The 21277-nt window shown below is 31.6% G+C and carries 17 protein-coding genes and 1 pseudogene; 14 read left to right on the forward strand and 4 right to left on the reverse strand.

Annotated elements, in window-relative coordinates:
• The first annotated feature begins 65 nt into the window (after nt 1-65).
• The 8 genes and pseudogenes from Z054_RS0111165 to Z054_RS0111195 all read left to right on the forward strand — a co-directional run bounded on the left by Z054_RS0111165 (nt 66) and on the right by Z054_RS0111195 (nt 10140).
• A complete protein-coding gene (locus Z054_RS0111165; RefSeq protein WP_024770151.1) occupies nt 66-947 on the forward strand; it encodes an ABC transporter ATP-binding protein in 882 nt (293 codons plus the stop codon).
• Between the two features lie 31 nt (nt 948-978).
• Entirely contained in the window at nt 979-4572 is a 3594-nt protein-coding gene (locus tag Z054_RS0111170) for a M1 family aminopeptidase (RefSeq protein WP_024770152.1), read from the forward strand.
• A 134-nt stretch (nt 4573-4706) separates the two neighbouring features.
• A pseudogene (locus Z054_RS32440) lies at nt 4707-4856 on the forward strand (IS3-like element ISLbl1 family transposase); the annotation flags it as partial.
• Nucleotides 4857-4953: 97 nt separating this feature from the next.
• Nucleotides 4954-5403 (forward strand): KTSC domain-containing protein, encoded by a 450-nt coding sequence (locus Z054_RS0111175; RefSeq protein WP_024770153.1) that lies wholly within the window; start codon nt 4954-4956, stop codon nt 5401-5403.
• Nucleotides 5404-5484: 81 nt separating this feature from the next.
• Entirely contained in the window at nt 5485-6825 is a 1341-nt protein-coding gene (locus Z054_RS0111180) for a DEAD/DEAH box helicase (RefSeq protein WP_024770154.1), read from the forward strand.
• Nucleotides 6826-6830: 5 nt separating this feature from the next.
• Nucleotides 6831-8141, forward strand: coding sequence for a DEAD/DEAH box helicase (locus Z054_RS0111185; protein WP_024770155.1), 1311 nt, complete (start codon nt 6831-6833; stop codon nt 8139-8141).
• Nucleotides 8142-8226: 85 nt separating this feature from the next.
• Nucleotides 8227-8418, forward strand: coding sequence for a cold-shock protein (locus Z054_RS0111190; protein ID WP_024770156.1), 192 nt, complete (start codon nt 8227-8229; stop codon nt 8416-8418).
• Between the two features lie 168 nt (nt 8419-8586).
• The gene (locus Z054_RS0111195; protein WP_024770157.1) at nt 8587-10140 is read left to right on the forward strand and encodes a DEAD/DEAH box helicase; all 1554 of its coding nucleotides are present in this window, start codon (nt 8587-8589) and stop codon (nt 10138-10140) included.
• Nucleotides 10141-10143: 3 nt separating this feature from the next.
• Here the strand turns inward: Z054_RS0111195 and rlmF are convergent, their stop codons facing one another.
• Together rlmF and Z054_RS0111205 are read right to left on the reverse strand one after the other, a co-directional pair.
• The gene (rlmF, locus tag Z054_RS0111200) at nt 10144-10998 is read right to left on the reverse strand and encodes a 23S rRNA (adenine(1618)-N(6))-methyltransferase RlmF (protein WP_024770158.1); all 855 of its coding nucleotides are present in this window, start codon (nt 10996-10998) and stop codon (nt 10144-10146) included.
• Nucleotides 10999-11009: 11 nt separating this feature from the next.
• Nucleotides 11010-11582, reverse strand: a complete 573-nt coding sequence (locus Z054_RS0111205; protein WP_024770159.1) for a Crp/Fnr family transcriptional regulator — start codon at nt 11580-11582, stop codon at nt 11010-11012.
• Nucleotides 11583-11682: 100 nt separating this feature from the next.
• Between Z054_RS0111205 and Z054_RS0111210 the strand changes: the two genes are divergently transcribed.
• Nucleotides 11683-12264 carry an HD domain-containing protein gene (locus Z054_RS0111210; RefSeq protein WP_394331058.1) on the forward strand — a complete coding sequence of 194 codons (582 nt, stop codon included), beginning with the start codon at nt 11683-11685 and terminating at the stop codon, nt 12262-12264.
• Entirely contained in the window at nt 12257-13423 is a 1167-nt protein-coding gene (locus Z054_RS0111215; RefSeq protein WP_152538528.1) for an MFS transporter, read from the forward strand. Before Z054_RS0111210 ends, Z054_RS0111215 begins: the two co-directional genes overlap by 8 nt.
• 5 nt (nt 13424-13428) lie before the next feature.
• Here Z054_RS0111215 and Z054_RS0111220 read toward each other — a convergent pair whose 3' ends face one another.
• Nucleotides 13429-14127: a LytR/AlgR family response regulator transcription factor gene (locus Z054_RS0111220; protein WP_024770162.1), complete on the reverse strand. Its 699-nt coding sequence runs from the start codon at nt 14125-14127 to the stop codon at nt 13429-13431.
• A 4-nt stretch (nt 14128-14131) separates the two neighbouring features.
• On the reverse strand, nt 14132-15811 hold the full coding sequence (locus Z054_RS0111225) for a histidine kinase (protein ID WP_035091479.1): 1680 nt from the start codon (nt 15809-15811) through the stop codon (nt 14132-14134).
• A gap of 214 nt (nt 15812-16025) precedes the next feature.
• Between Z054_RS0111225 and Z054_RS0111230 the strand changes: the two genes are divergently transcribed.
• From Z054_RS0111230 to Z054_RS0111245, 4 genes are all read left to right on the forward strand, one after another.
• Nucleotides 16026-18425, forward strand: a complete 2400-nt coding sequence (locus tag Z054_RS0111230; protein WP_024770164.1) for a TonB-dependent receptor domain-containing protein — start codon at nt 16026-16028, stop codon at nt 18423-18425.
• An 88-nt stretch (nt 18426-18513) separates the two neighbouring features.
• Nucleotides 18514-19455: a PD40 domain-containing protein gene (locus Z054_RS0111235; protein WP_035091482.1), complete on the forward strand. Its 942-nt coding sequence runs from the start codon at nt 18514-18516 to the stop codon at nt 19453-19455.
• 10 nt (nt 19456-19465) lie between these two features.
• A complete protein-coding gene (locus Z054_RS0111240; RefSeq protein ID WP_084050269.1) occupies nt 19466-20704 on the forward strand; it encodes an alpha/beta hydrolase in 1239 nt (412 codons plus the stop codon).
• A 190-nt stretch (nt 20705-20894) separates the two neighbouring features.
• Nucleotides 20895-21275 (forward strand): hypothetical protein, encoded by a 381-nt coding sequence (locus Z054_RS0111245; RefSeq protein WP_152538529.1) that lies wholly within the window; start codon nt 20895-20897, stop codon nt 21273-21275.
• Nucleotides 21276-21277: the final 2 nt, after the last annotated feature.

The following is a 21277-nucleotide window of genomic DNA, read 5'->3' on the forward strand; positions in this document are numbered from 1 at the left end:
TTAAAAAAAATTGATTTCTTCTTTCTCTTACCTTCTTTTTGTTGCTGACTTTAAATCAGTAGCTCATGGAATTAGTAATCAAAAATTTATGTAAAACGTATTCAAATGGAGTAAAAGCATTAGATAACCTTTCGCTCGAAATTTCTAACGGAATGTTTGGTTTGTTAGGACCAAATGGTGCAGGTAAATCTTCATTAATGAGAACTTTGGCCACATTGCAGGAAGCAGATAAAGGGACAATACATTTGGATGCCATTGACATTCTCGAAAACCCAATTGAATTACGAAAAGTATTAGGGTATTTGCCACAAGAGTTTGGGGTATACCCAAAGATTACAGCAAAGCAATTATTGGATCATTTAGCAATATTAAAAGGTATCACAAACCGAAAGGAAAGAACAGAATTAGTAAGCTTTTTATTACAAAAAGTAAACCTGTATGAAAAAAGAAACAAAAGTGTTAAAGGTTTCTCGGGAGGGATGAAACAAAGAATAGGTATTGCTCAAGCATTGATAGGCAATCCAAAACTAATCATTGTAGACGAACCAACTGCTGGGTTAGATCCTGGAGAAAGAAATAGATTTCATAACCTTCTGGCTAACGTAGCAGAAGATGTCATCATTATTTTGTCTACTCATATTGTAGAAGACGTAAGAGAATTATGTCAAAATATGGCGATTATGAATCAAGGAAAACTCATTTGTAAAGGTAGACCGCAGCATGTAATTGATGAATTAAATGAGAAAGTGTGGCAAAAATTAATTGAACGAAATGAACTTGAAGATTATAGTAATGAATATATAATTATCTCTAATAAAATGGTCGGTGGTAAACCATTGATTCATGTTTTAAGCGACATAAAACCTGGAGTAGGATTTACTCTTGTTTCACCAACATTGGAAGATGTGTTCTTTTCCAAAATTAATACCATCAGAGAAGTAGTATAAATCTGGATTAATCAATTAAAAACGTAACATTATGTTTAAAGCATTCTTTTTAAAAGAGATCTCTATGGGTATAAAAAGTCCCATGTTATATATATTCTTTTTCATATTTACAATAATTGCAGCTATAGGGGTTGTAAATGATAATATAGTGTATGGAGGAGCAATAGGAAATGTATTAAAAAATGCACCTCATATTATGAGCATTTATATTGGTAATATGTCAATTTTTAGTTTGCTAATTGCCACTGCATATTTTAACAATGCTGCCTTGAGAGATTATCAAAATCAGTTTGATGAAATCCTATTTAGCACTCCCATCCATAAAGCCAGTTACTTTTTTGGTCGTTTTTTTGGAGCACTTTTTTTGTCTACGATTCCACTATTAGGTGTGTTTTTTGGATTTTTAATTGGGTCTGATATGGGGCCCGAATCGGGAATGATAAATCCCGATAGAGTAGGAGATCTTAAATTGAGTTTTTTTATAAATAACTATTTCTTATATGTCTTACCTAATATGTTTGTTTCTGGGGCAATTATTTATGCCATAGCTCTAAAATGGAAAAGCACTATTATATCTTTTATCGCCACAGTTATCCTTATTATAGGATATCTGGTTGCAGGAACATTTTTAACCGATATTAGTACCGAATACTTAGCTGCGTTTACAGATATTTTGGGTGTTAGAGCATATCAAATAGATTCTAAATACTTTACAAGTGTTGAAAAAAATACAAATGTTATATCTGTAAGTGGTTGGCTATTTGCGAATAGGATTCTATGGGTAGGTATAGGACTTATTATCATCGTTAGTTCATATGTATCTTTTTCATTTATTCAGAAGAGTAAAAAAGTAGAAAAAGAAAAGAAGAGCAGTAAAAAGGAACAAACTATCAAAATTTTTAGTCTTCCAAAAGCGCAAAGTAATTTTAATTTTACAGCTTCAAGAAAGCAGTTTACTAGTTTTTTTAAAATAAATTTTTATGCCATTTTAAAAAGTAACACTTTTAAAATAATGCTTATTGTTGGGACTCTAATTTTAATCAATAAATTACTAAATGGTTTTGATTTTTATGGAGTTAAGTCATATCATGTTACCTATAAAATGTTAGATTTCAATCGACCAATATGTACTATTATTGGAATGGTCATGTTGGTCTTTTTTAGTGGAGAATTGGTGTGGAGAGAACGATCAAGCAATATTAGCGGAGTTATAGATGGATTACCGCACAGTTCAATCGTTTTACTTTTTGCCAAAATTACTTCATTAATAGCGATTAATGTTATATTCGATTTATTTCTTATTTTGATTTCTATAGGTTATCAATTATTAAGTGGATATACTAATCCAGATATCGATGTGTATTTATTAGATTTTATTTACTCAGGATTATTATTGTATATAGCCTGGTCTTGTATTTTGGTCTTTATACAAATCATCATAAACCATAAATATATAAGCTATTTTATTTCAATACTATTACTGTTCTTATTTGAGTTTGTTATTGTAGACGCTTTAGGAATAGAGTCATTTATGTTAAATCTTGGTTTTACACCAAATTATCAATATTCTGACATGAACGGTTTTAGTGAAGCTCTAATTTCAAAAAACTGGTTTAGTTTATATTGGTTATTGTTTGGTTTATTACTTATTACTATTGGAAGCCTTTTATGGATAAGAGGAGCTGTAAGAGGAATAAAAGATAGAATTAAGTCTGCCAAAAAGCATTTTACAAAGAAATATGCATTGATTCTAATTACAGTTGTTCATTTGTTTGTCCTAACATCGAGCTTTGTTTATTACAATACACAAATAATAAATCCCTATACATCTGCAAATGAGATAGAAGAGATGCAGGTTTTTTATGAAAAGAACTATAAGAAATATGAGAACATCCCACAGCCTAGGTTTGGTGATGTTACTTACGAAGTAGATATATATCCCGAGGAACGTAATTTACTTGCTAAAACTCATATCGCCTTGTTAAATAAGACAAATGATGCTATAGATTTTTTGCATTACTCTATTTCTAAGTACTATACAACAGAAAAATGGGATATTACTTTAAACATTCCGAACGCCAAATTAGTTTTAGATGATAAAAAACTAGGATACCAAATTTATAAATTGAATACCCCACTACAACCAGGCTCTGAAATGAATATTGTTATAGATGCTGTATATAAAAGCGAAGGGTTCGAAAACAGTGTTTCAAATTTACGTGTCGCAAAGAACGGAACTTTTATTCAGGAAGCTTATATATTACCTAAAATTGGATATGACAAAAATAATGAGCTCATGGATCAAAATGTCAGAAAAAAGTACAATTTTCCTCCCAGAAAACGAATGACTAAGCTAAGTCCTAATGATCAAATTAATAATAAGCAGAATTATTTTACAGAAGGAGAATCTGATTGGGTAAATATTGAAACGATTGTTTCAACTTCAAGCAATCAAATTGCTATAGCTCCAGGAACCTTAGTAAAACAGTGGAAGGTAGATGGGCGTTCATATTTTAAGTATAGAAATGATCACAGCTCTTTAAATTTTGTCAATTTTATGTCTGCAGAATATGAGGTATCTCATAAAAAGTGGAATGGTATTGATATCGAAGTATATTATCATAAAGATCATGATTATAATATTGATATGATGTTGGATGCTATAGAAAAATCATTGAAGTATTATACCGAAAATTTCGGCCCTTATGTTCATAACCAAGCCAGAATCATCGAGATTCCAAGGTATTATAACTTCGCACAGGCTTTTCCTGGTACAATGCCTTATACCGAAGGTGGTGGATTTACAACTGATCTTTCAAACAAAAATGATAACAATGTTATCGAAGCTATTATAGCACACGAAATGGCACATCAATATTGGGCACATCAGGTAGTAGGAGCAAATATGCAAGGGGCTACTATGTTATCTGAAAGTTTTTCAGAATACTCTGCATTGATGGTGATGAAAAACAGGATAAAGGATGATAGTAAAATGAAACAGTTTTTAAACTATGATTATGAAAAATATTTAAAAGGTAGAAGTGCTGAAGCCAAAAAAGAAATGCCTTTGTATAAAGTAGAGGGGCAAAGTTATATTCATTATGGAAAAGGGAGTGTTGTCTTGTACGCTCTACAAGATTATATAGGAGAAGAAAAAATGAATACTGCTTTAAAAAACTTTTTAGATGAATATAAATATAAGGAATCATCCTATCCAACAACTCATGATTTTTTAAGACATTTAAAACCTCAAGTTCCCGATTCATTAAATTATTTGATAACCGATTGGATAAAAGAAATTACACTATATGATTATAGATTAAAAGATGCTACTTATAAAAGAAAAGGAAACGGAAAATATGAAGTTTCAATGGATATCGAAGCATCTAAAATAAAAGTTGATGGTCTGGGGACTGAAACTAAGGTAAAACAACACGATTGGGTAGATATAGGTGTATATGCAGATACAGAAGAAAAACGCCTTATCTTTTCAAAAAGAGTGCTGTTTACCGATGAAAAAATGAATTTTTCTTTTGAGATTGATACTATTCCTGCAAAAGCTGCAATAGATCCAAAACGATTATTAATAGAACGAGTAATCGATGATAATGTTAAAGAGTTTTAAGAAAGATATACTCTTTAATTATTTAGAATGAAGGTATACTACCAAATAAACATTAAAACACCCCATATAATTCGTTTCTATTCTGCTTATATTTCGTTAGAAAGCTTGTGCTTAGTTCGACTGGATATAACCGTAATAAGTATGGACTTAGATCAGAAGCTGAGTTATCAATCTTTCAATGAATTGAACCTTGGTATAATAGAAGAAGAATACACTCTAGTTTGGGGTATAAAACTATAGAAGAATTTAAAATAGTAATGTTTAATCAAAAAGTAGCTACATAACTCTTAACTAAATGTTCAATCAAATGGTAGTAAGTCCAAAAAACAAGTGTGTTACAATAAAAAGGTGTAGTTTCGCGCCTGCATTAAAAAGCATATTATGAAGCGTATAAATGAGTATAAGAAGTTATTTAATATTGAAAAGGAAATCGATCTTAAAATATTAAAGAAAAGCTATAGAAACTTAGTAAAAGAATGGCATCCAGATAAATTTCAAGATGGTGATCCTCAAAAAGAAGAAGCAGAAGTAAAAAGCCGTCAAATTATTGATGGTTATCATTTTTTGGTTAGTATTGCTCCAGAAACAAAAACTTCGAATCTAGAGGAGTATACTATAACAACTTCTCAATCTAATATTTTGGATTATCATCATAAAGGTATGCTGTTAGAAATTTCATTTTTAGATGGAACTACCTATGAATATTTTGGTGTACCAAAAACTGTTTATATAAAAATGATTAATTCTGATAAGCTTTATAGATTTGCTAAAAGAAACATTTTTAATTCATATCTATATAGAAAATCAAAGAAAACGCTTCAAGAAGCATAAACTCTGGATACTTATTATTAGCTTGTTGTTTAATAATTATATAGTATAAAGAGTATATGTCTAAGTGTATAAAATCATCTTATGTCAAAACAGTTTTTTAAATTAGGTATTACCGAACCAATCCAAAAAAGACTTTTGGATTTAGATATTAATATTCCAACAGATATTCAAAAGAAAGCAATTCCGGTTTTGTTAAATCAAAAAGAAGATTTTGTTGGTTTAGCCAAAACGGGGACAGGAAAAACGGCTGCATTCGGATTGCCGTTGTTGCAAATGATTGACGTAAATAATCCAACCATTCAGGCTGTAATATTAGCTCCGACCAGGGAATTAGGCCATCAGATTCATGATAATTTAAAATCTTTTAGTACGTATTTACCAGAGATTTCTATAGCATCAGTTTGCGGAGGAATTCCTATCAAACCTCAAATAGAACGTTTAACCAACCCTACTCATATAGTTATTGCAACACCCGGTCGCTTAATTGATTTGATGAACCGTGGTGCTATTGATATTAAAAGCGCTAATTATCTGGTTCTTGATGAAGCCGATGAGATGTTAAGTGCTCTTAAAGAAGGTTTAGATAAAATAGTTGCGGTACTACCAAAAAACAGAAGAACAATTCTGTTTACTGCTACGATGCCAGGAACCATAAAACAGATGGTGCAAAACTATATGTCTAAGCACATTATTCAAGTAAGTGCAGATATGGAAACCGTTGGACATCAAGGTATAGATCACCGGTATGTTGTTGTAGAACCTATAGAAAAATTAGAAGTTTTAATGCATTTTCTTAGCTCAAAAGAAGGAGAGCGAGGTATTATTTTTTGTAAAACAAAAGCGGCAGTAAATAAGCTGGCAAAGAATCTTGCTATTAATAAATTTTCCTCTGGAGCACTACATGGTAGCTTATCACAGCCTATTCGTGATAGAATTATGGGGCAATTTAGAGAAGGACATATAGATATTCTTGTTGCTACAGATTTGGCTGCCAGAGGAATTGATATCAAAGAAATATCATATGTGGTTAATTATCATTTGCCAGATGTTTACGATACCTATGTACACCGAAGTGGAAGAACGGCAAGAGCAGGAGCAAAAGGGTTATCTTTAACTATAATACAACAAGAAGAGATAGAAGATATACCAGAATTTGAATCTGTTTTGGGTATAGTTTTTAAAGAATTCAAAAAAGCTGATGTACAAAGTATCGAAGAAAATAATGGGCTTTTGTGGGCAAAGAAGATATTTAAAACCAAACCCAATCATACAGTTTCTAATGAATTTAAAGATAAGATTAAAACAATTTTCCATCACCTTACCAAAGAGGAATTGATAGAGAAACTGTTAGCAAATTACCTTGCACAACATACAAATTCTACTCATACAAAAACGGAAATACCTAAGAAGAAAAAGAAATAAAACGTATGGCAAATATCATTAAAAAGCAACAGCATATTCTTGATAAATTAAATATTAAGTGTTTGAATCCAATGCAGGAAGATGCTCTTGTTGCCATTGAAGAAACCGAAAATACAATTATACTTTCTCCTACCGGAACAGGTAAAACTCTGGCATTTTTATTGCCTATTATTGCTAATTTAGATCCTGATTGTACAGAGATACAAGCTTTAGTTTTGGTACCATCAAGAGAATTAGCTATTCAAATAGAGCAAGTGGTTAGAGAAATGGGATCTGGGTATAAAGTAAATGCTGTATATGGTGGCCGCTCTATTTCTAAAGATAAAATAGAACTGAAACATACTCCGGCAATTCTTATTGGTACACCAGGCAGAATAGCAGATCATTTCAGTAGAGAGCGTTTTTCTAAAGAAAGCATAAAAACATTGGTGCTGGATGAATTTGACAAATCATTAGAAGTTGGTTTTGAATACGAAATGAGAGGCATTATAAATGAACTGCCAGGAATAAATAGAAGAATATTAACCTCTGCCACACAAGAAATAGACATTCCTGATTTTGTCAAATTAGAAAACCCAACTATTATTGATTACTTGGGTGATGGTGTTTCTAATTTAACAATAAAAACGGTAGTATCTCCTTCAAAAAATAAGTTAGATACTCTTGTTGCATTATTACATCAATTAGGTAATCAACCCGGAATTATATTTTGTAATCTAAAAGATACTATAAGTGATGTAAGTCACTTCCTGGATAAAAATAATATTAGTCATGGTTGTTTTTATGGAGGAATGGAGCAGAAAGATAGAGAACGTTCTTTAATCAAATTTAGAAACGGTACCCATCAGATTATTATTGCTACCGATTTGGCAGCCAGAGGAATCGATATCCCAGAGATTAAATATATTGTTCATTATCAGCTTCCTTTAAAAATAGAAGAATTTACACATCGAAACGGCAGAACAGCCAGAGTAAATGCTAAAGGAACCGCTTATGTATTGAAATGGGAAAAGGAAAACTTACCAGATTTTATTGAAAATGTTGAAATAGAAACGATTACTAAGCACTCTGTACGAGAACCTCAATATTGGCAAACTTTATTTATTTCTGGAGGTAGAAAGGATAAAATTTCTAAAGGAGATATCGCCGGATTATTTTTTAAACAAGGTAAAATTAATAAGGATCAATTAGGAGTTATAGAGTTAAAACAAGATTGTACGTTTGTTGCTGTTCCTGTTTCTATAGCCGATGAACTAGTCGCAACATTGAATAATAGTAGATTAAAGAAGAAAAAAATAAGGGTAACTAGTATCTAGAAAAAAATAAAGTTTTATTGCTTGTAAATTTATGGCATCATATTTGAAATGCATAAAGTAATTATTAAAATTAAATTATATTACAATGAGTAAAGGAACAGTAAAATTCTTCAACGATGCCAAAGGTTTCGGTTTTATTAAAGAAGAAGGTTCAAACCAAGAGTATTTTGTTCACATTTCTGGATTAGTCGATGAGATTCGTGAAGGCGATGAAGTAGAGTATGACCTTAAAGAAGGTAACAAAGGATTGAATGCAGTAAACGTAAAAGTTATCTAAACATATACGCTTAAATTTTGTATCAAGAGGCCCATCATTATTGATGGGCCTCTTTCTTTATAATACGCTGAAAGAACATTTCTTATAAAGTTTATCATTTTTTAAGACAAAATCCTTTCAAAACTCCTGAAAGGCATTAATTTTACAGGCCTAAAAAAATGGAAAGTTATGTCTGAGATGACTACAGAGTCAGAAGAAAGAAAAACCGGTAAAGAATTATACAGTTACCAAAAAGGAGCAATCAATAAGATTTTTAAAAGTTTTGAAGACGCTCCAGAAGATTATCATCTGTTATATCAACTACCAACTGGTGGTGGTAAGACAGTGATTTTTTCTGAAATAGTAAGACAATACCTTAAACATCATAACAAAAAAGTGTTAGTGATGACACATCGTATAGAACTGTGTAAGCAAACATCTAAAATGCTTACCGGGTTTGGGGTAATTAATAAAGTAGTTGATAGCAAAGCAAATCTTGATGATCAGGAGGAGTATAGTTGTTTTGTGGCTATGGTAGAAACTTTAAATAATAGACTAAATGAAGATAAGCTTGATATCTCAGACATTGGTTTAGTCATTATTGATGAAGCACATTATAACTCTTTTACCAAATTATTTAAGTTTTTTGAAAAATCGTTTATTTTAGGAGTTACGGCTACACCATTGAGTTCGAATATGAAATTGCCGATGAAGGATAACTATAATGAATTGATTGTTGGTGAAACGATAGAATCTTTAATCGAGAATGAATTTCTTGCTCGCGCAGAAGTCTTTGCTTATAATATGGGATTGACATCTTTAGAGGTTGGATCCAATGGAGATTATACAGTAAAATCATCAGAAGACCTGTACACAAATCAAGATATGCTGGGTAAATTACTAGACGCATATAAAAAACATTCTTTGGGTAAGAAAACGCTAATTTTTAATAATGGAATTAATACTTCATTACATGTTTTCGATACATTTAGAGCAGCAGGATTTCCCATTGCACACTTAGATAATACGGCCACAAAAAAACAGAGAAGTCAAATCCTAAAATGGTTTAAAGAAACACCTAACGCTATTTTAACATCGGTAAGTATTTTGACTACAGGATTTGATGAACCTACGGTAGATACAATTATTTTGAATAGAGCTACCAAATCTTTGACTTTATATTATCAAATGATTGGTCGTGGTTCTCGTATCCTTAAAAATAAATCTAAATTTTCTGTAATTGATTTAGGGAATAACCTCTATCGTTTTGGACCATGGGGAGCAGATTTGGATTGGCAAAAAATATTTAATTCACCAAATTACTATATGGATAAACTCCTTAATGATGAGGAGATTGAAGGAAAGTTTAGACATGAGATGCCAGCAGAATTAAGAGCAGAGTTTGCTAATTCTGAAGAAGTATATTTTGATATCAAAGAGACGTATATACAATCTGTAAAGAATGGTCAATCATCTAAGGTTGTATTGGAACAATCTATAGCTCAGCACGCCAAGATATGTATCGAAAATAGTGAAGATATTTATGATGCATTGGGGTTAGCTAAAATGCTGGGAGAGGACATTAATTATAGAATTCAGGCCTATGCTAAATGTATCAGTAAGAGTACTCATAATTTTTTGACTTGGTTAAAGGATGATTATCGAAAGAAGTTAAGTACGTATTTACGTGATAATTTTGATACTTTGTTTGAAGAAATTCATGGAAGACCACCAGAAGATTAGTATCTAAAATTTCCAAACAATAAATCGGCTTCTTTTATTACCCTGTTCCATTGCGATGGTAGTATGCGTTGCCTTCAATTTATTTAATTGTTTCTCTAATTTAGGCAGATGTTCTTTTTTGGAAACGAGGCTTGTAAAAAAACCTACTTGTTTAGCAAAAGTAACGCTTTGTTTTATCATTCGTTTTAAGAATAAAGCTTCACCGCCATTACACCAGAGTTCATTGGCTTGGCCTCCAAAATTGAGTTCGATATTTTCTGAAATCCCTAAATTCTTTAATTTTCTAAGTGTTCCTTTAGAGGCTTCTTCTTGTGAGGCATGAAATGGTGGGTTACACATCGTAAAATCAAAGAATTCCTCATTTTTTATAATTCCTTCAAATATATTCGCATTGTTAGTCTGGTGTCTTACTTCAATAGAATTACTCAGCTGCTGATTTATTTTAATATTATTTTTTGCAGATATCACCGCTTTTTCATCAATATCTGCCCCTACCATATACCAATCATATACTTGTGCCCCTAAAATAGGATAAATGCAATTGGCACCCATGCCAATATCTAAACCATTTATTTTGGTAGTAACCCCTTCTTTTGCCAGCATATCAGCCAAATGATGTATATAATCTACTCTCCCGGGAATAGGAGGGCAGAGATAACCTTTAGGGATACTCCAATCCTTTAATCCATAATGATACTTTAAAATAGCTCTGTTTAACTCCAAAACTGCTTTATGATCAGAGAAATCTATTGTGCTATTCCCAAATGTATTGGTAAAGACAAAAGTTTCTAATGCTTCATGCGCATTAATTAGTGTTGTAAAATCATATGGTTTATTATGAATATTATTGGGATGCACGCTTATTTAATTTATTTATGATTCTTATCGTTTAATTTCATCAATACCCTGTTTAAGCTTCTTAAAGTAATTCCCATATAATTAGCGATATCTTTTTTGGAAATCACTTCTGTAAGCTCCGGAAAAGCTTCTTTAAGCTTTAGAATATTATCTTCTATGGTATGGGATTGTTGGTAAGAATGTCTTGGAGCTTTATAACTAATTTTAACTGCCATAGCTTTCATAACCAATCTATTAAATCTTTTGTCTTGCTCTAATAAGTAATTAAAATTTGTATATGAAATTTTATAAACTTCTAGTCTTGTAATTGCTTCAATACTACAAAAACTTAATTTACCACTAAAGACTTCTAATTCTCCAAATTTCATTCCTTTGCCCAGGAACTCCTGAATAAAATCTTTTCCATTTTCATCAGACAAATAACATTTTGTGATGCCCTCTCTAATAATAAAAACAGAAGCATATCTTTTATCTTGTTCTATTATTTTTTGTTTTGGCAGAAATCTTTCTTCAATAAAATAGTTAATATCCAAACGACAAAGAATATCAATATAATCCAATAATTCCTGGTCCGTTCTTATCATTTTTTCTTGTACTTGGACATTTGTCCTTTTTATTTAATTCAACAAATTATTTCTTTGAACTCAGTAAAATTATACAATAAAAAGGGATAAAATATTGCAAATGGAAAGATTATTAAAACAGATAGAATTTATTAAAGAAATCGATAAAATCAAATACATTCAACGTCAAACCAAATTATTTAATAGTAATAGACGAGAAAATGATGCAGAACATAGTTGGCATTTGGCTATGATGGCACTTGTTTTGGCAGAGCATTCTAATGCATCTATTGATATTCTTAAAGTTTTAAAAATGGTATTGATTCATGATATTGTTGAAATAGATACAGGTGATATTTTTATTTATGATACTGTAAAAAATCATATAAATACCGAAGAAGAGCTAAAATCTGCTAAGCGAATATTTGGAATACTTCCAGAGGAACAATCAAAGGAACTAATAGAAATTTGGTTAGAGTTTGAAGAAGGAAAAACTAATGAGGCAAAATTTGCCAAAGCATTAGATAGATTTGAGCCTACTCTTCAGAATGATTCTAATAGTGGCGGTACATGGCATGATTTTGATGTTGAATACCAAAAAGTACACGAAAAAACAAAAACTATAAATAAAGGTTCTAATAGCTTGTGGGAGTATTCTGAATTATTAATTAATACATATTATAAAGTCGTATTGGATGATTAATAAGAAGCATTCTATCTATACGATTAATTTTGCATTGATTAGCTTAAGCTCTTTATTCTTTTCAGCGAGCTATAATATGCTAATCCCAGAATTACCTGCGTATTTAAGTAGTCTTGGTGGGGCAGAATATAAAGGGTTAATCATTTCTTTATTTACACTTACGGCAGGTTTATCAAGGCCTTTTAGTGGTAAAATCACAGATACAATCGGTCGCAAACCAGTAATGACTATTGGTATAATTGTATGTTTAATATGTGGTTTTTTATACCCTGTGCTAACTACTATTTCTGGTTTTCTTTTTTTAAGACTATTACATGGTTTCTCTACTGGTTTTAGCCCAACAGCAATTTCTGCATACATAGCAGATATTGTTCCCAAAGAACGTTGGGGAGAAGCTTTCGGGATACAAGGTTTATGTTTTAGTACAGGTCTGGCTTTGGGGCCAGCTCTGGGGAGTTTTATCAAAATGTATTATTCTTTTGATGTACTGTTCTATAGCTCTTCATTAGTTGCTTTCATATCTGTCGCTTTAGTCGTAAATGCAAAAGAAACTCTTAAAACTCCCCAGCACTTTAATAAATCTATTCTCAAGATTTCAAAAAATGACATCATTGCAATAGAGGTTCTGCCATCGGCAATTGTAACTTTTTTATGTTATATAGCTTTTGGAGTTATTTTAACTTTAATTCCAGACTGGAGTGATCATTTGGGTATTATTAATAAAGGGACATTTTTTATTGTTTTTACTATTTCTTCGTTGTGTATTCGATTTATGACGAGGAAAGTATCAGATAATTATGGACGAAAAATTATAATTATTATAAGCCTTATCATTTTATTTTTGGCACTCATCCTAATCGGCTTCCTGGATACGGCTAATGGATTGCTTATTGCAGCAGTTTTCTATGGATTAGCGATGGGAATACTATCTCCAACATTAAACGCCTGGACTGTGGATATGAGTGACCCTAATCATAGAGGGAAAGCAATGGCTACAATGTACATTGCGCTAGAAGCGGGTATTGGTTTGGGGGCTTTCTTTTCTGGATGGTATTATCAAGATATGATTTCTAAAATCCCACTGATTATGTATACGTGTGCATTTATGGTTTTTATAGCATTTACATATATGATGTATAAACTTAAAGAGAAATCATAAAAAAACTAAAGCCATTTAGCTTTTATGTCTTTATATTTTGTTCTTCCGATGGGAATAAGCTCTCCATTTTTTAATTCTGCAATATACTTACTACCTGATTTCACAATAATTTCTTTTATCTCAGACATTTTTACTAGATATGATTTATGAATACGCTCAAAAGTTTCTGGTAGCAGTTGCTCCAGTTTTTCGAGGGTTTTATCATGTAATTCTTTTCTTCCATTAGTAAGAAAAAGTTCTGTATATGCACCCGCTCCCTTTATAAAAAGTACATCTTCAATTGGGATCAGTTGTATTCGACCTTTTTTCTTAACTGCCAAAAGTTTAATCTTATGAGTTTCTGTCTTTTCTTTCGACAATACCCTGTTAAAGGCCTGCTCTAATCTGTCCATGCTAAAAGGCTTAGGCACAAAGTCTAGTACACCATATTCAAAAGCAGATATTGCCTGTTCACTATTTGCTGAAATGATAACGGTATGAAACGATTCTGAGACTGCTGTACCAAGGATATCAAACCCACTTTCTCCATTAAGATTTAAATCCAGAAGTACGATATCCAATGAATTATTTTTAATAAATTCTAGTGCTTCAGGTAGTGTTTCTACGCGATGTAATGAATGCAGAGTATTTGTAAAGAATTCTCTGGTCATTCTTTCAATTCTCTTAGCAATTCTGGCTTCATCTTCAACTATTAGTATATTCATAGGGCTAGTTATCTATTTTTATACTGTTTTTCCAACCGTTTGGAATAGCTTCAGAAGAAAAATTCCATTTAGAAGCGTAGCTTTCAGTTAGTCTTGCTTTTATATATTTAATTCCTGTGCCTTCTATTATCTTTTTTTCTAGATCTCTCACTTTGGCAATTGTTAAAAATGTATAGGTTTTATAAGTATCACCGGTTTCAAAAATTAATTTGAATGTTACACTATTATTTTCATTAGCAAGGCTATGGGTTATCCCATTTTCTAATAAGGTATGTAGTATTCCCGGAGGTATTTTTTGATTTGGATCTATATTTTCTTCTTCCCAATGATATTTTATTTCCTTTCGATATTCCATAATATTAAGATGCGTACGGCATAATTCTATTTCCTGACCAATAGGAATTAGAGTTTGATTTTCTATTTGGTTAAAAAGTTTAAATTCCTGTGCCAGTGCTTCTATAAAAGCAACACCTTTTTGTGGAGACTCTTCAACCCAATCTATTAATGAAGTAAGGGTATTCATCAAAAAATGAGGTTGAATATTCTTTTTAAGTAATTCTAGTCGAAGGCGGGTAGACTGTACCAAAGATTCTTCATAAGCAAGTCGTTGTTCTTTTGTTCTCACAGAGAGGATATAAAACATGCCTAGAAGGATAATACCAAAACCTGCAAAAAGACTGATATCGTAATAAGTAATAGCATTTATAAGAGCGCAGGATAATAACGCTAATAGTACTATAATAGCTCCTTTCGTTTTTTTATAAGCCCCAAAAAGTATAATCCCAAAAGAAAAAAACCACATGGTCATTGCCATATTATAGGCAGTTAAATCATAACTATAGTGATTGATTAAAAAAACAAATAATAATACTCCTATATATGTTATTAATACAGTTTTCCGTTTAGGAAAAGGAAATTGTAATGAAAAATATAAAGGCACCAAAATGGCAATACAAAATGTTAACCCTCCTATAATCTCTAATCTAATATGATGCTGGCTATAATGAATAGGGATATAAAACTTAACGTACTCCATCATAATCAGAGCAAAAAACAAAAAACAATTAATGCTAAAGATTAAGATTGGATATCCCTTTTTTTCGCTTAGAAAAAGGAAAAAGAAGTAAAGAGAAGCAATTAGGAAAGCACCAGCAAAAATATGCATAAATGCTGTATTAATAAGTTCTGATCGTACCAAATGATCATAATCGTCAACATGTATATAAAGCTTTCTCCAGTGATTGGGAAAATAATATAAGCTAGTTTTTAAAGCCACTACATGTGACCCTTTTGTTGCTAGAGTATCGGGTATGCTAAAAGTAGCCCATAATTCACCTGAAGGTTCATGAGTAGCTTCTTGCCCTGGATTTCCATTTTTTCCAATGAGTACTCCATCCCAAAAGAGATCATATTCTCCAAAAGTATTTATAAATACTCCGTAACGTTGAAATAATTCTGGGGCTTCTGTAATTTCAACTTCGGTTCTGGACCAAAAAACTTCTCCTCCTGTTACGTCTACCTCATTTTTCCATTGTTGGTGATCCCAATCTTTAGTTGCCCATTGCGATTGATCACCTAGCATATATACAGAATCATGTGTCTTGTAATACTTAGATCTGGAACAAGAACTCACTAATATAACAGTGATAAAAATAAGAAGGCGATATAATAATTTAAAATTCATGCATCATAAATAGTATGAAGTAAAATTAACTTAAAAACAGGACTTCTTAGAGCTGTTCATCCATATATAGAGCAGTTGATGAAAAATACCTTGAAAAGATACTGACTAAAACCGAGTTTTACTCTCATCAATTAAAAATCGACAGTATGTGATATGCCATAATCTATATGAATACTGGCAATTCCATCTGATAACTAAAAACAAGTAATAACAGATGAAACAAAATTTAAAAGCCTTAATGATAGTCTGGTTTTCAGTAACCTGTACTATGGCACAACAATCAAAAACTGGAAAAGCAGAGATTACTGGAAAAGTAATTGAGAATATCACAAATGAAGCTTTACCATTTGCATCAGTAGTTTTAAAAGATGCTACACAACAATTAGTTGAAGGAGTAATTACTAATGAGGAAGGAGTATATATTATTATGGATATTCCTGTCGGGAAGTATAACTTAGAAATAACATATACTGGGTTTCAGGCACACTCAGAACCATTAGAAATCAAAGAATCTCGTCAAAAAATAAATCTAAAACCTATCCTGTTATTAGAAGAAACTGTTTCACTAGATGAAGTAAAAATTACTACCGAGGTATCACAAGTTTCTTTACGTTTAGACAAAAAGGTATTTAAAGTAGGTAAAGATATATTATCACAAAGTGGTTCGGTTACTGATGTATTAGGTAATGTACCATCTGTTGCGGTAGATCCATCAGGGACGGTACAATTAAGAGGTAATGCCAATGTTACTATTTTAATTAATGGCAGACGTTCTGGTTTAACATCTGCCCAGGCATTAGAACAAATTCCATCTGATAATGTAGATCGGGTAGAGGTAATCACTACTCCTTCTGCAAGATATGATGCTTCAGGATCTGCGGGGATCATTAATATTATTCTTAAGAAGAATACCAAAGGAGGATTAACAGGACAATTAAGAGGGGTTGTAGGAACTCCAGATGATTATAGATTATATGGTAGTTTTAGCTATAAAGCAGATAAATTCAACTTTTTTGCTAATGCCGGAATACGATATACAGATTATGAAGGAGAGTATACTAAACAACAAACATCTACAAGAAATAATACCACTGTACATTTAGACCAACGTGAAGATCAGGACAGACATGATGATGGAAAATTAATTTATGTTGGTGCAGACTACTATCTCAATGAAAACAATGCTATCACAGCTGCTTTTTATAGAAACCAAACAGAAGATACTGATGAAACAATGCTTTCTTATGGGTATACCTCTACTACGGCAGCTATCGATAGCATATTAACAACTTTAGGAAATTCTAAAGAAAAAAGGTCTTATAACCAGCTTGAAATGAATTATACCAAAACCTTTGTTAAAGAAGGGCGTAAATTGACTTTTGATCTGCAGTATGATTTCTGGGATAGTACAAAAAAATGGGGGGTACGCACTCAAAAAGTGACGCCTACAATTACTCCAATATCAAATTTAAGAACAAAATCTACAAACAAGAATAATGATATTGTTTTACAATCTGATTTTGTAACTCCTTTTGGAGAAAATACAAAACTGGAAATCGGAGCTAAGTTTGAAAACAGGCATGTAACCGATGGATTTATTGCCGAAGAGTTTGTAAATGGTAACTATCAACTATTAGATAACCTGGATAATGAGATTGCATACGACGAACGAATTATTGGAGGATATGTTCAATACGGAAGTAAGATAGGTAACTTTAGTTATTTACTAGGTTTAAGAATAGAAGATACTAATATCAACATCAAGGATGAGGAAGGTAGTTTTAATAACACTAATACTTTTACGAATCTATTTCCTACGTTAAACTTAGGATATGCTATTGGTGAAAAAACAAATCTTCAAGTAAGTTATAGTAAAAGAATAAACAGACCTTCATTATGGCAATTAAATCCATTTTCTGAACTTGAAGATTTTAATACCCGATTTTTTGGTAATCCAACATTAAAATCTGCATTTACTGATGCTGTAGAGGTATCGCTTTTACAAAAAGGAACAAAATTCACCATAAATCCAAGTATTTATTATTCCTATACTACAGATGATACACAATGGTATACTACTCAGAATGATGACGGTATTTTTGTAAGTACAATTATCAATTTAGATTTAGAAAAACGATATGGTTTTGAGCTTTCAGCTTCTTATAATCCACTAAAATGGCTTAGTTTTAATGGAGATTTTAATGCCTATCGTTTTAGCCAGGAAGGTACAGCTGGGACACAAAAACTGGACTTCTCTGATGAAACATGGCAAACTTCTTTAAGTACCAGAATAAGGCTTAAACATGGTATTTCAATTCAGAGTAGGTTTAATTACCAGGGAGAAAGAGGTAATGCTCAATCTAAAAGAAAATCAATTTCATATCTGAACTTGGGAGCCAGTAAAAAATTATTTAAAAATAAAGCGAATTTGATCTTTAATGTTAGTAATGTTTTTGATAGTCGTAAAACTCGACAAGAGATAACGGGTACAGATTTTTTTGTAAACCAGGTAAGAAGTCGTAATGGCGCAAGATGGTCATTGAGTTTTGTATACAAGTTTAATGGAAAATCTGGACATAAAGATCGACAAGTACAACGAAGTAATAGAAACTAATCGAGTACATTAGAACAATAAATATGATGAATGAGTACATGGCTATCCTGTAGTCTATATGTTACCAAACATTATAAAAATTTATACAATGAGAAATTACAACTTTATATTTTTGACACTTGTATTTGCACTATTTTTAAGTGCTTGCAATACTAAAAAACAGAATTCAAAAGACAGTGACTCACAAACTACAGAAGTATCTTATTTTGGACAAGATCCACCGGGCTTAATTCCTGAAATTTTTGCACCTGGAATTATTTCAATAAATGGAAGATATGAACATGGTATTTCGTTTTCTCCTGATTTAGATGAAGTATATTTTTCAGCTAATAAAGAAGACGAAGATCCAAGTATATATTTTTCAAAATTCGAAGACAAAAAATGGACAAATCCTAAAAAAGCAAACTTTACAAAAGGCAAAAAAGTTGGTGAAATGCATCCATTTGTTAGTCCTAATGGTAAAAAGATTCATTTTGCAGCCCATGACTCTTTTACATCGCCTCACCATAAAGAATCAGTTAAAACTTGGTATGTAAACCGTTTCAAGAATTCCTGGAGTGATGCTATACAGCTTGATTCACCTATAAATGAAGATTTTGTTTTTTATTCGAATGAGGCGAAAAACGGAGATTTATTTTATACCAATGTGTCAAAACGAAAAATGTATTATGCGCCTAATAAAAATGGCAAATTTCCCCAAGTACATGAAGTTGGAATTGAATCTGGTTTTCACGGTTTTATTTCCCTGTCTCAAGATTTTTTAGTGGTAAATGCACGAAATAAGGAAGATGACACAAGAAAAGACAGCGATATTTATGTCTATTTTAAGAAGAAAGACGGGACATGGTCAAAACCAATTAGCCTTGGAAATGAAGTAAATTCTAATTTTGCTGAAACATGCCCTAGTATTACTCCAGATGGTAAATTTTTATTTTTTGGCAGATATAACGAAGAAGGTGGATTATCAAACTTTTATTGGGTAAGCGCAGAGGTTATTCATAAAGTAAGACCTGATGACTTGAAACAATAAATACGAACAAATGAAACTATTCAAAATTTTAGTTCTAGCAATATTAATGTTCCTTAATAGCAGATGTACTGAAGCACAGCAGTCAATACCTAAAGATTTACAAAAGGAGACAATTAATAGTGGAGAACCAATTATTATAGGACAAAAATTTAAGATACACTCCAATGTATTGGGAGAAGAAAAAGAAATATACATTTCATTACCTCATAAATACGATGAACGAGTACATAGTTATCCTGTTGTTTATGTATTGGAAGCTGAGTTTTTGTTTGAAGCTGCGGGTACAATTACAAAATATATGGCAGCTCGAAGTAAGATGCCTCAATCAATTATAATTGGACTCTCGAATGGAGAATTTGAAAAACGAAAAGAACTTGGTTACAAAAAATGGAATGGGATTCCTGAAAAATATATTGAATTTTTTAAGAAAGAACTTATTCCATATATCGATAAAAGCTATAGAGTAAACTCTCATCGAACAATTATTGGATTATCACCAACCAATGGATTTTTATTTGAAGCATTTTTATCTGAGCCGAATATGTTTAAAGGGTATATAGCGTTATCAGCACATTTAGAATGGAATAGAAAGGAAGGGGAGGAATTGTTTGATGAAATACTGTCTAAAACAAATGATCCAAATTATCCCAAAAACACCCTCTATTTAGGTAGAGCAGATAATGATTTAATTCAACACCCGAATGCAAAAGCAGCATATACTGATGCAAAACAAAAATTAGAAAATATCCAAACTACAAATGCGACTATTAAACTTGATATCCTAGAAAATGAAGAACACTATTTAATGTCTTTGGCTGGAATTAGAAATGGTTTTGCAACAATTTATCCTAATAGTTTATGGAGGAATCCTGGTTGGATGGGTTGGGACAAAAATGAAAACTACGCACAAAATTATTATAAGAAGTATTATGATAAGTTATCCGCAATTTATGGTTTCGATATTTATCCTGTAGAAGATGGGCATTCGTATGGTTATTATTTGTCTGGTAAGGCCTATGCTGCAAAGAAATGGGGTACAAATAAACAGGTTATCGACCTCTTAGAACTTGGTATAGGGTATTATCCCAATTCAGCCAATTTGCATATGCTGCTGGCAGAGGCATATCAGACAAAAGGAGATGCTAAGTTAGCATCAGAAATAGCGAAAAAAGCATTACTGCTAGTTGAGAAATATCATCCTGAAGAATTAGGTGCTTATAAAGAACAATTGGAAAAGCAACTAAAATAAACGCATCTATTTTAACTGATTTTAAAGCCTTGCTATCTAGTAAGGCTTTTATTTTTAACCATATTGTAATCATTAAAAACGAGGTAAACTTGTTAAAACCCCATTTAATCATGTCATTTATCACCAAACCTTAAAAGCAATCACCTTTGGCGACTAAATTTGAAGAAATATAAATACAAATTCTATAATTATGAGAATGCCTTTTTCAGAATTTATTGCTAGTGGTGATTTAAAATTTATTGTTGTCTTTATCATATGTACTGCTAGCGCTGGTTATCATTTTTTTAAAAAATTACAAGCTAAAAAAAATCAAGAAAATCAGGAGTCGGCTAAACATCATAACTTAAAAATTTATAATGCTGCTTTTTGGATAGGTATTCTAAGCATTCTGTCTTTATTATTAGGACTTATGCATAGTTTCTATTTTATTGGAAAAACAGGAGGGATTGCTCCAGAATTAATCTTTCAAGGAATTTCTAATACATTAATTACTCCTGTGCTAGGAGTTTGTTTATTTATGGTTTGCAGAATTTTACATGGAATAAGCAATTCTAACCCGTTAAAGTCTTAATT

This window comes from Aquimarina macrocephali JAMB N27 (assembly GCF_000520995.1).
GTDB lineage: Bacteria > Bacteroidota > Bacteroidia > Flavobacteriales > Flavobacteriaceae > Aquimarina > Aquimarina macrocephali.

What these genes read in the sequence shown, in the direction of transcription:
- Z054_RS0111165 (WP_024770151.1), top strand. Translation starts at nt 66, where the DNA reads ATGGAATTAGTAATCAAAAATTTATGTAAAACGTATTCAAATGGAGTA.
- Z054_RS0111170 (WP_024770152.1), top strand. Translation starts at nt 979, where the DNA reads ATGTTTAAAGCATTCTTTTTAAAAGAGATCTCTATGGGTATAAAAAGT.
- Z054_RS0111175 (WP_024770153.1), top strand. Translation starts at nt 4,954, where the DNA reads ATGAAGCGTATAAATGAGTATAAGAAGTTATTTAATATTGAAAAGGAA.
- Z054_RS0111180 (WP_024770154.1), top strand. Translation starts at nt 5,485, where the DNA reads ATGTCAAAACAGTTTTTTAAATTAGGTATTACCGAACCAATCCAAAAA.
- Z054_RS0111185 (WP_024770155.1), top strand. Translation starts at nt 6,831, where the DNA reads ATGGCAAATATCATTAAAAAGCAACAGCATATTCTTGATAAATTAAAT.
- Z054_RS0111190 (WP_024770156.1), top strand. Translation starts at nt 8,227, where the DNA reads ATGAGTAAAGGAACAGTAAAATTCTTCAACGATGCCAAAGGTTTCGGT.
- Z054_RS0111195 (WP_024770157.1), top strand. Translation starts at nt 8,587, where the DNA reads ATGTCTGAGATGACTACAGAGTCAGAAGAAAGAAAAACCGGTAAAGAA.
- Z054_RS0111205 (WP_024770159.1), bottom strand. Translation starts at nt 11,582, where the DNA reads ATGATAAGAACGGACCAGGAATTATTGGATTATATTGATATTCTTTGT.
- Z054_RS0111210 (WP_394331058.1), top strand. Translation starts at nt 11,683, where the DNA reads ATGGAAAGATTATTAAAACAGATAGAATTTATTAAAGAAATCGATAAA.
- Z054_RS0111215 (WP_152538528.1), top strand. Translation starts at nt 12,257, where the DNA reads ATGATTAATAAGAAGCATTCTATCTATACGATTAATTTTGCATTGATT.
- Z054_RS0111220 (WP_024770162.1), bottom strand. Translation starts at nt 14,127, where the DNA reads ATGAATATACTAATAGTTGAAGATGAAGCCAGAATTGCTAAGAGAATT.
- Z054_RS0111225 (WP_035091479.1), bottom strand. Translation starts at nt 15,811, where the DNA reads ATGAATTTTAAATTATTATATCGCCTTCTTATTTTTATCACTGTTATA.
- Z054_RS0111230 (WP_024770164.1), top strand. Translation starts at nt 16,026, where the DNA reads ATGAAACAAAATTTAAAAGCCTTAATGATAGTCTGGTTTTCAGTAACC.
- Z054_RS0111235 (WP_035091482.1), top strand. Translation starts at nt 18,514, where the DNA reads ATGAGAAATTACAACTTTATATTTTTGACACTTGTATTTGCACTATTT.
- Z054_RS0111240 (WP_084050269.1), top strand. Translation starts at nt 19,466, where the DNA reads ATGAAACTATTCAAAATTTTAGTTCTAGCAATATTAATGTTCCTTAAT.
- Z054_RS0111245 (WP_152538529.1), top strand. Translation starts at nt 20,895, where the DNA reads ATGAGAATGCCTTTTTCAGAATTTATTGCTAGTGGTGATTTAAAATTT.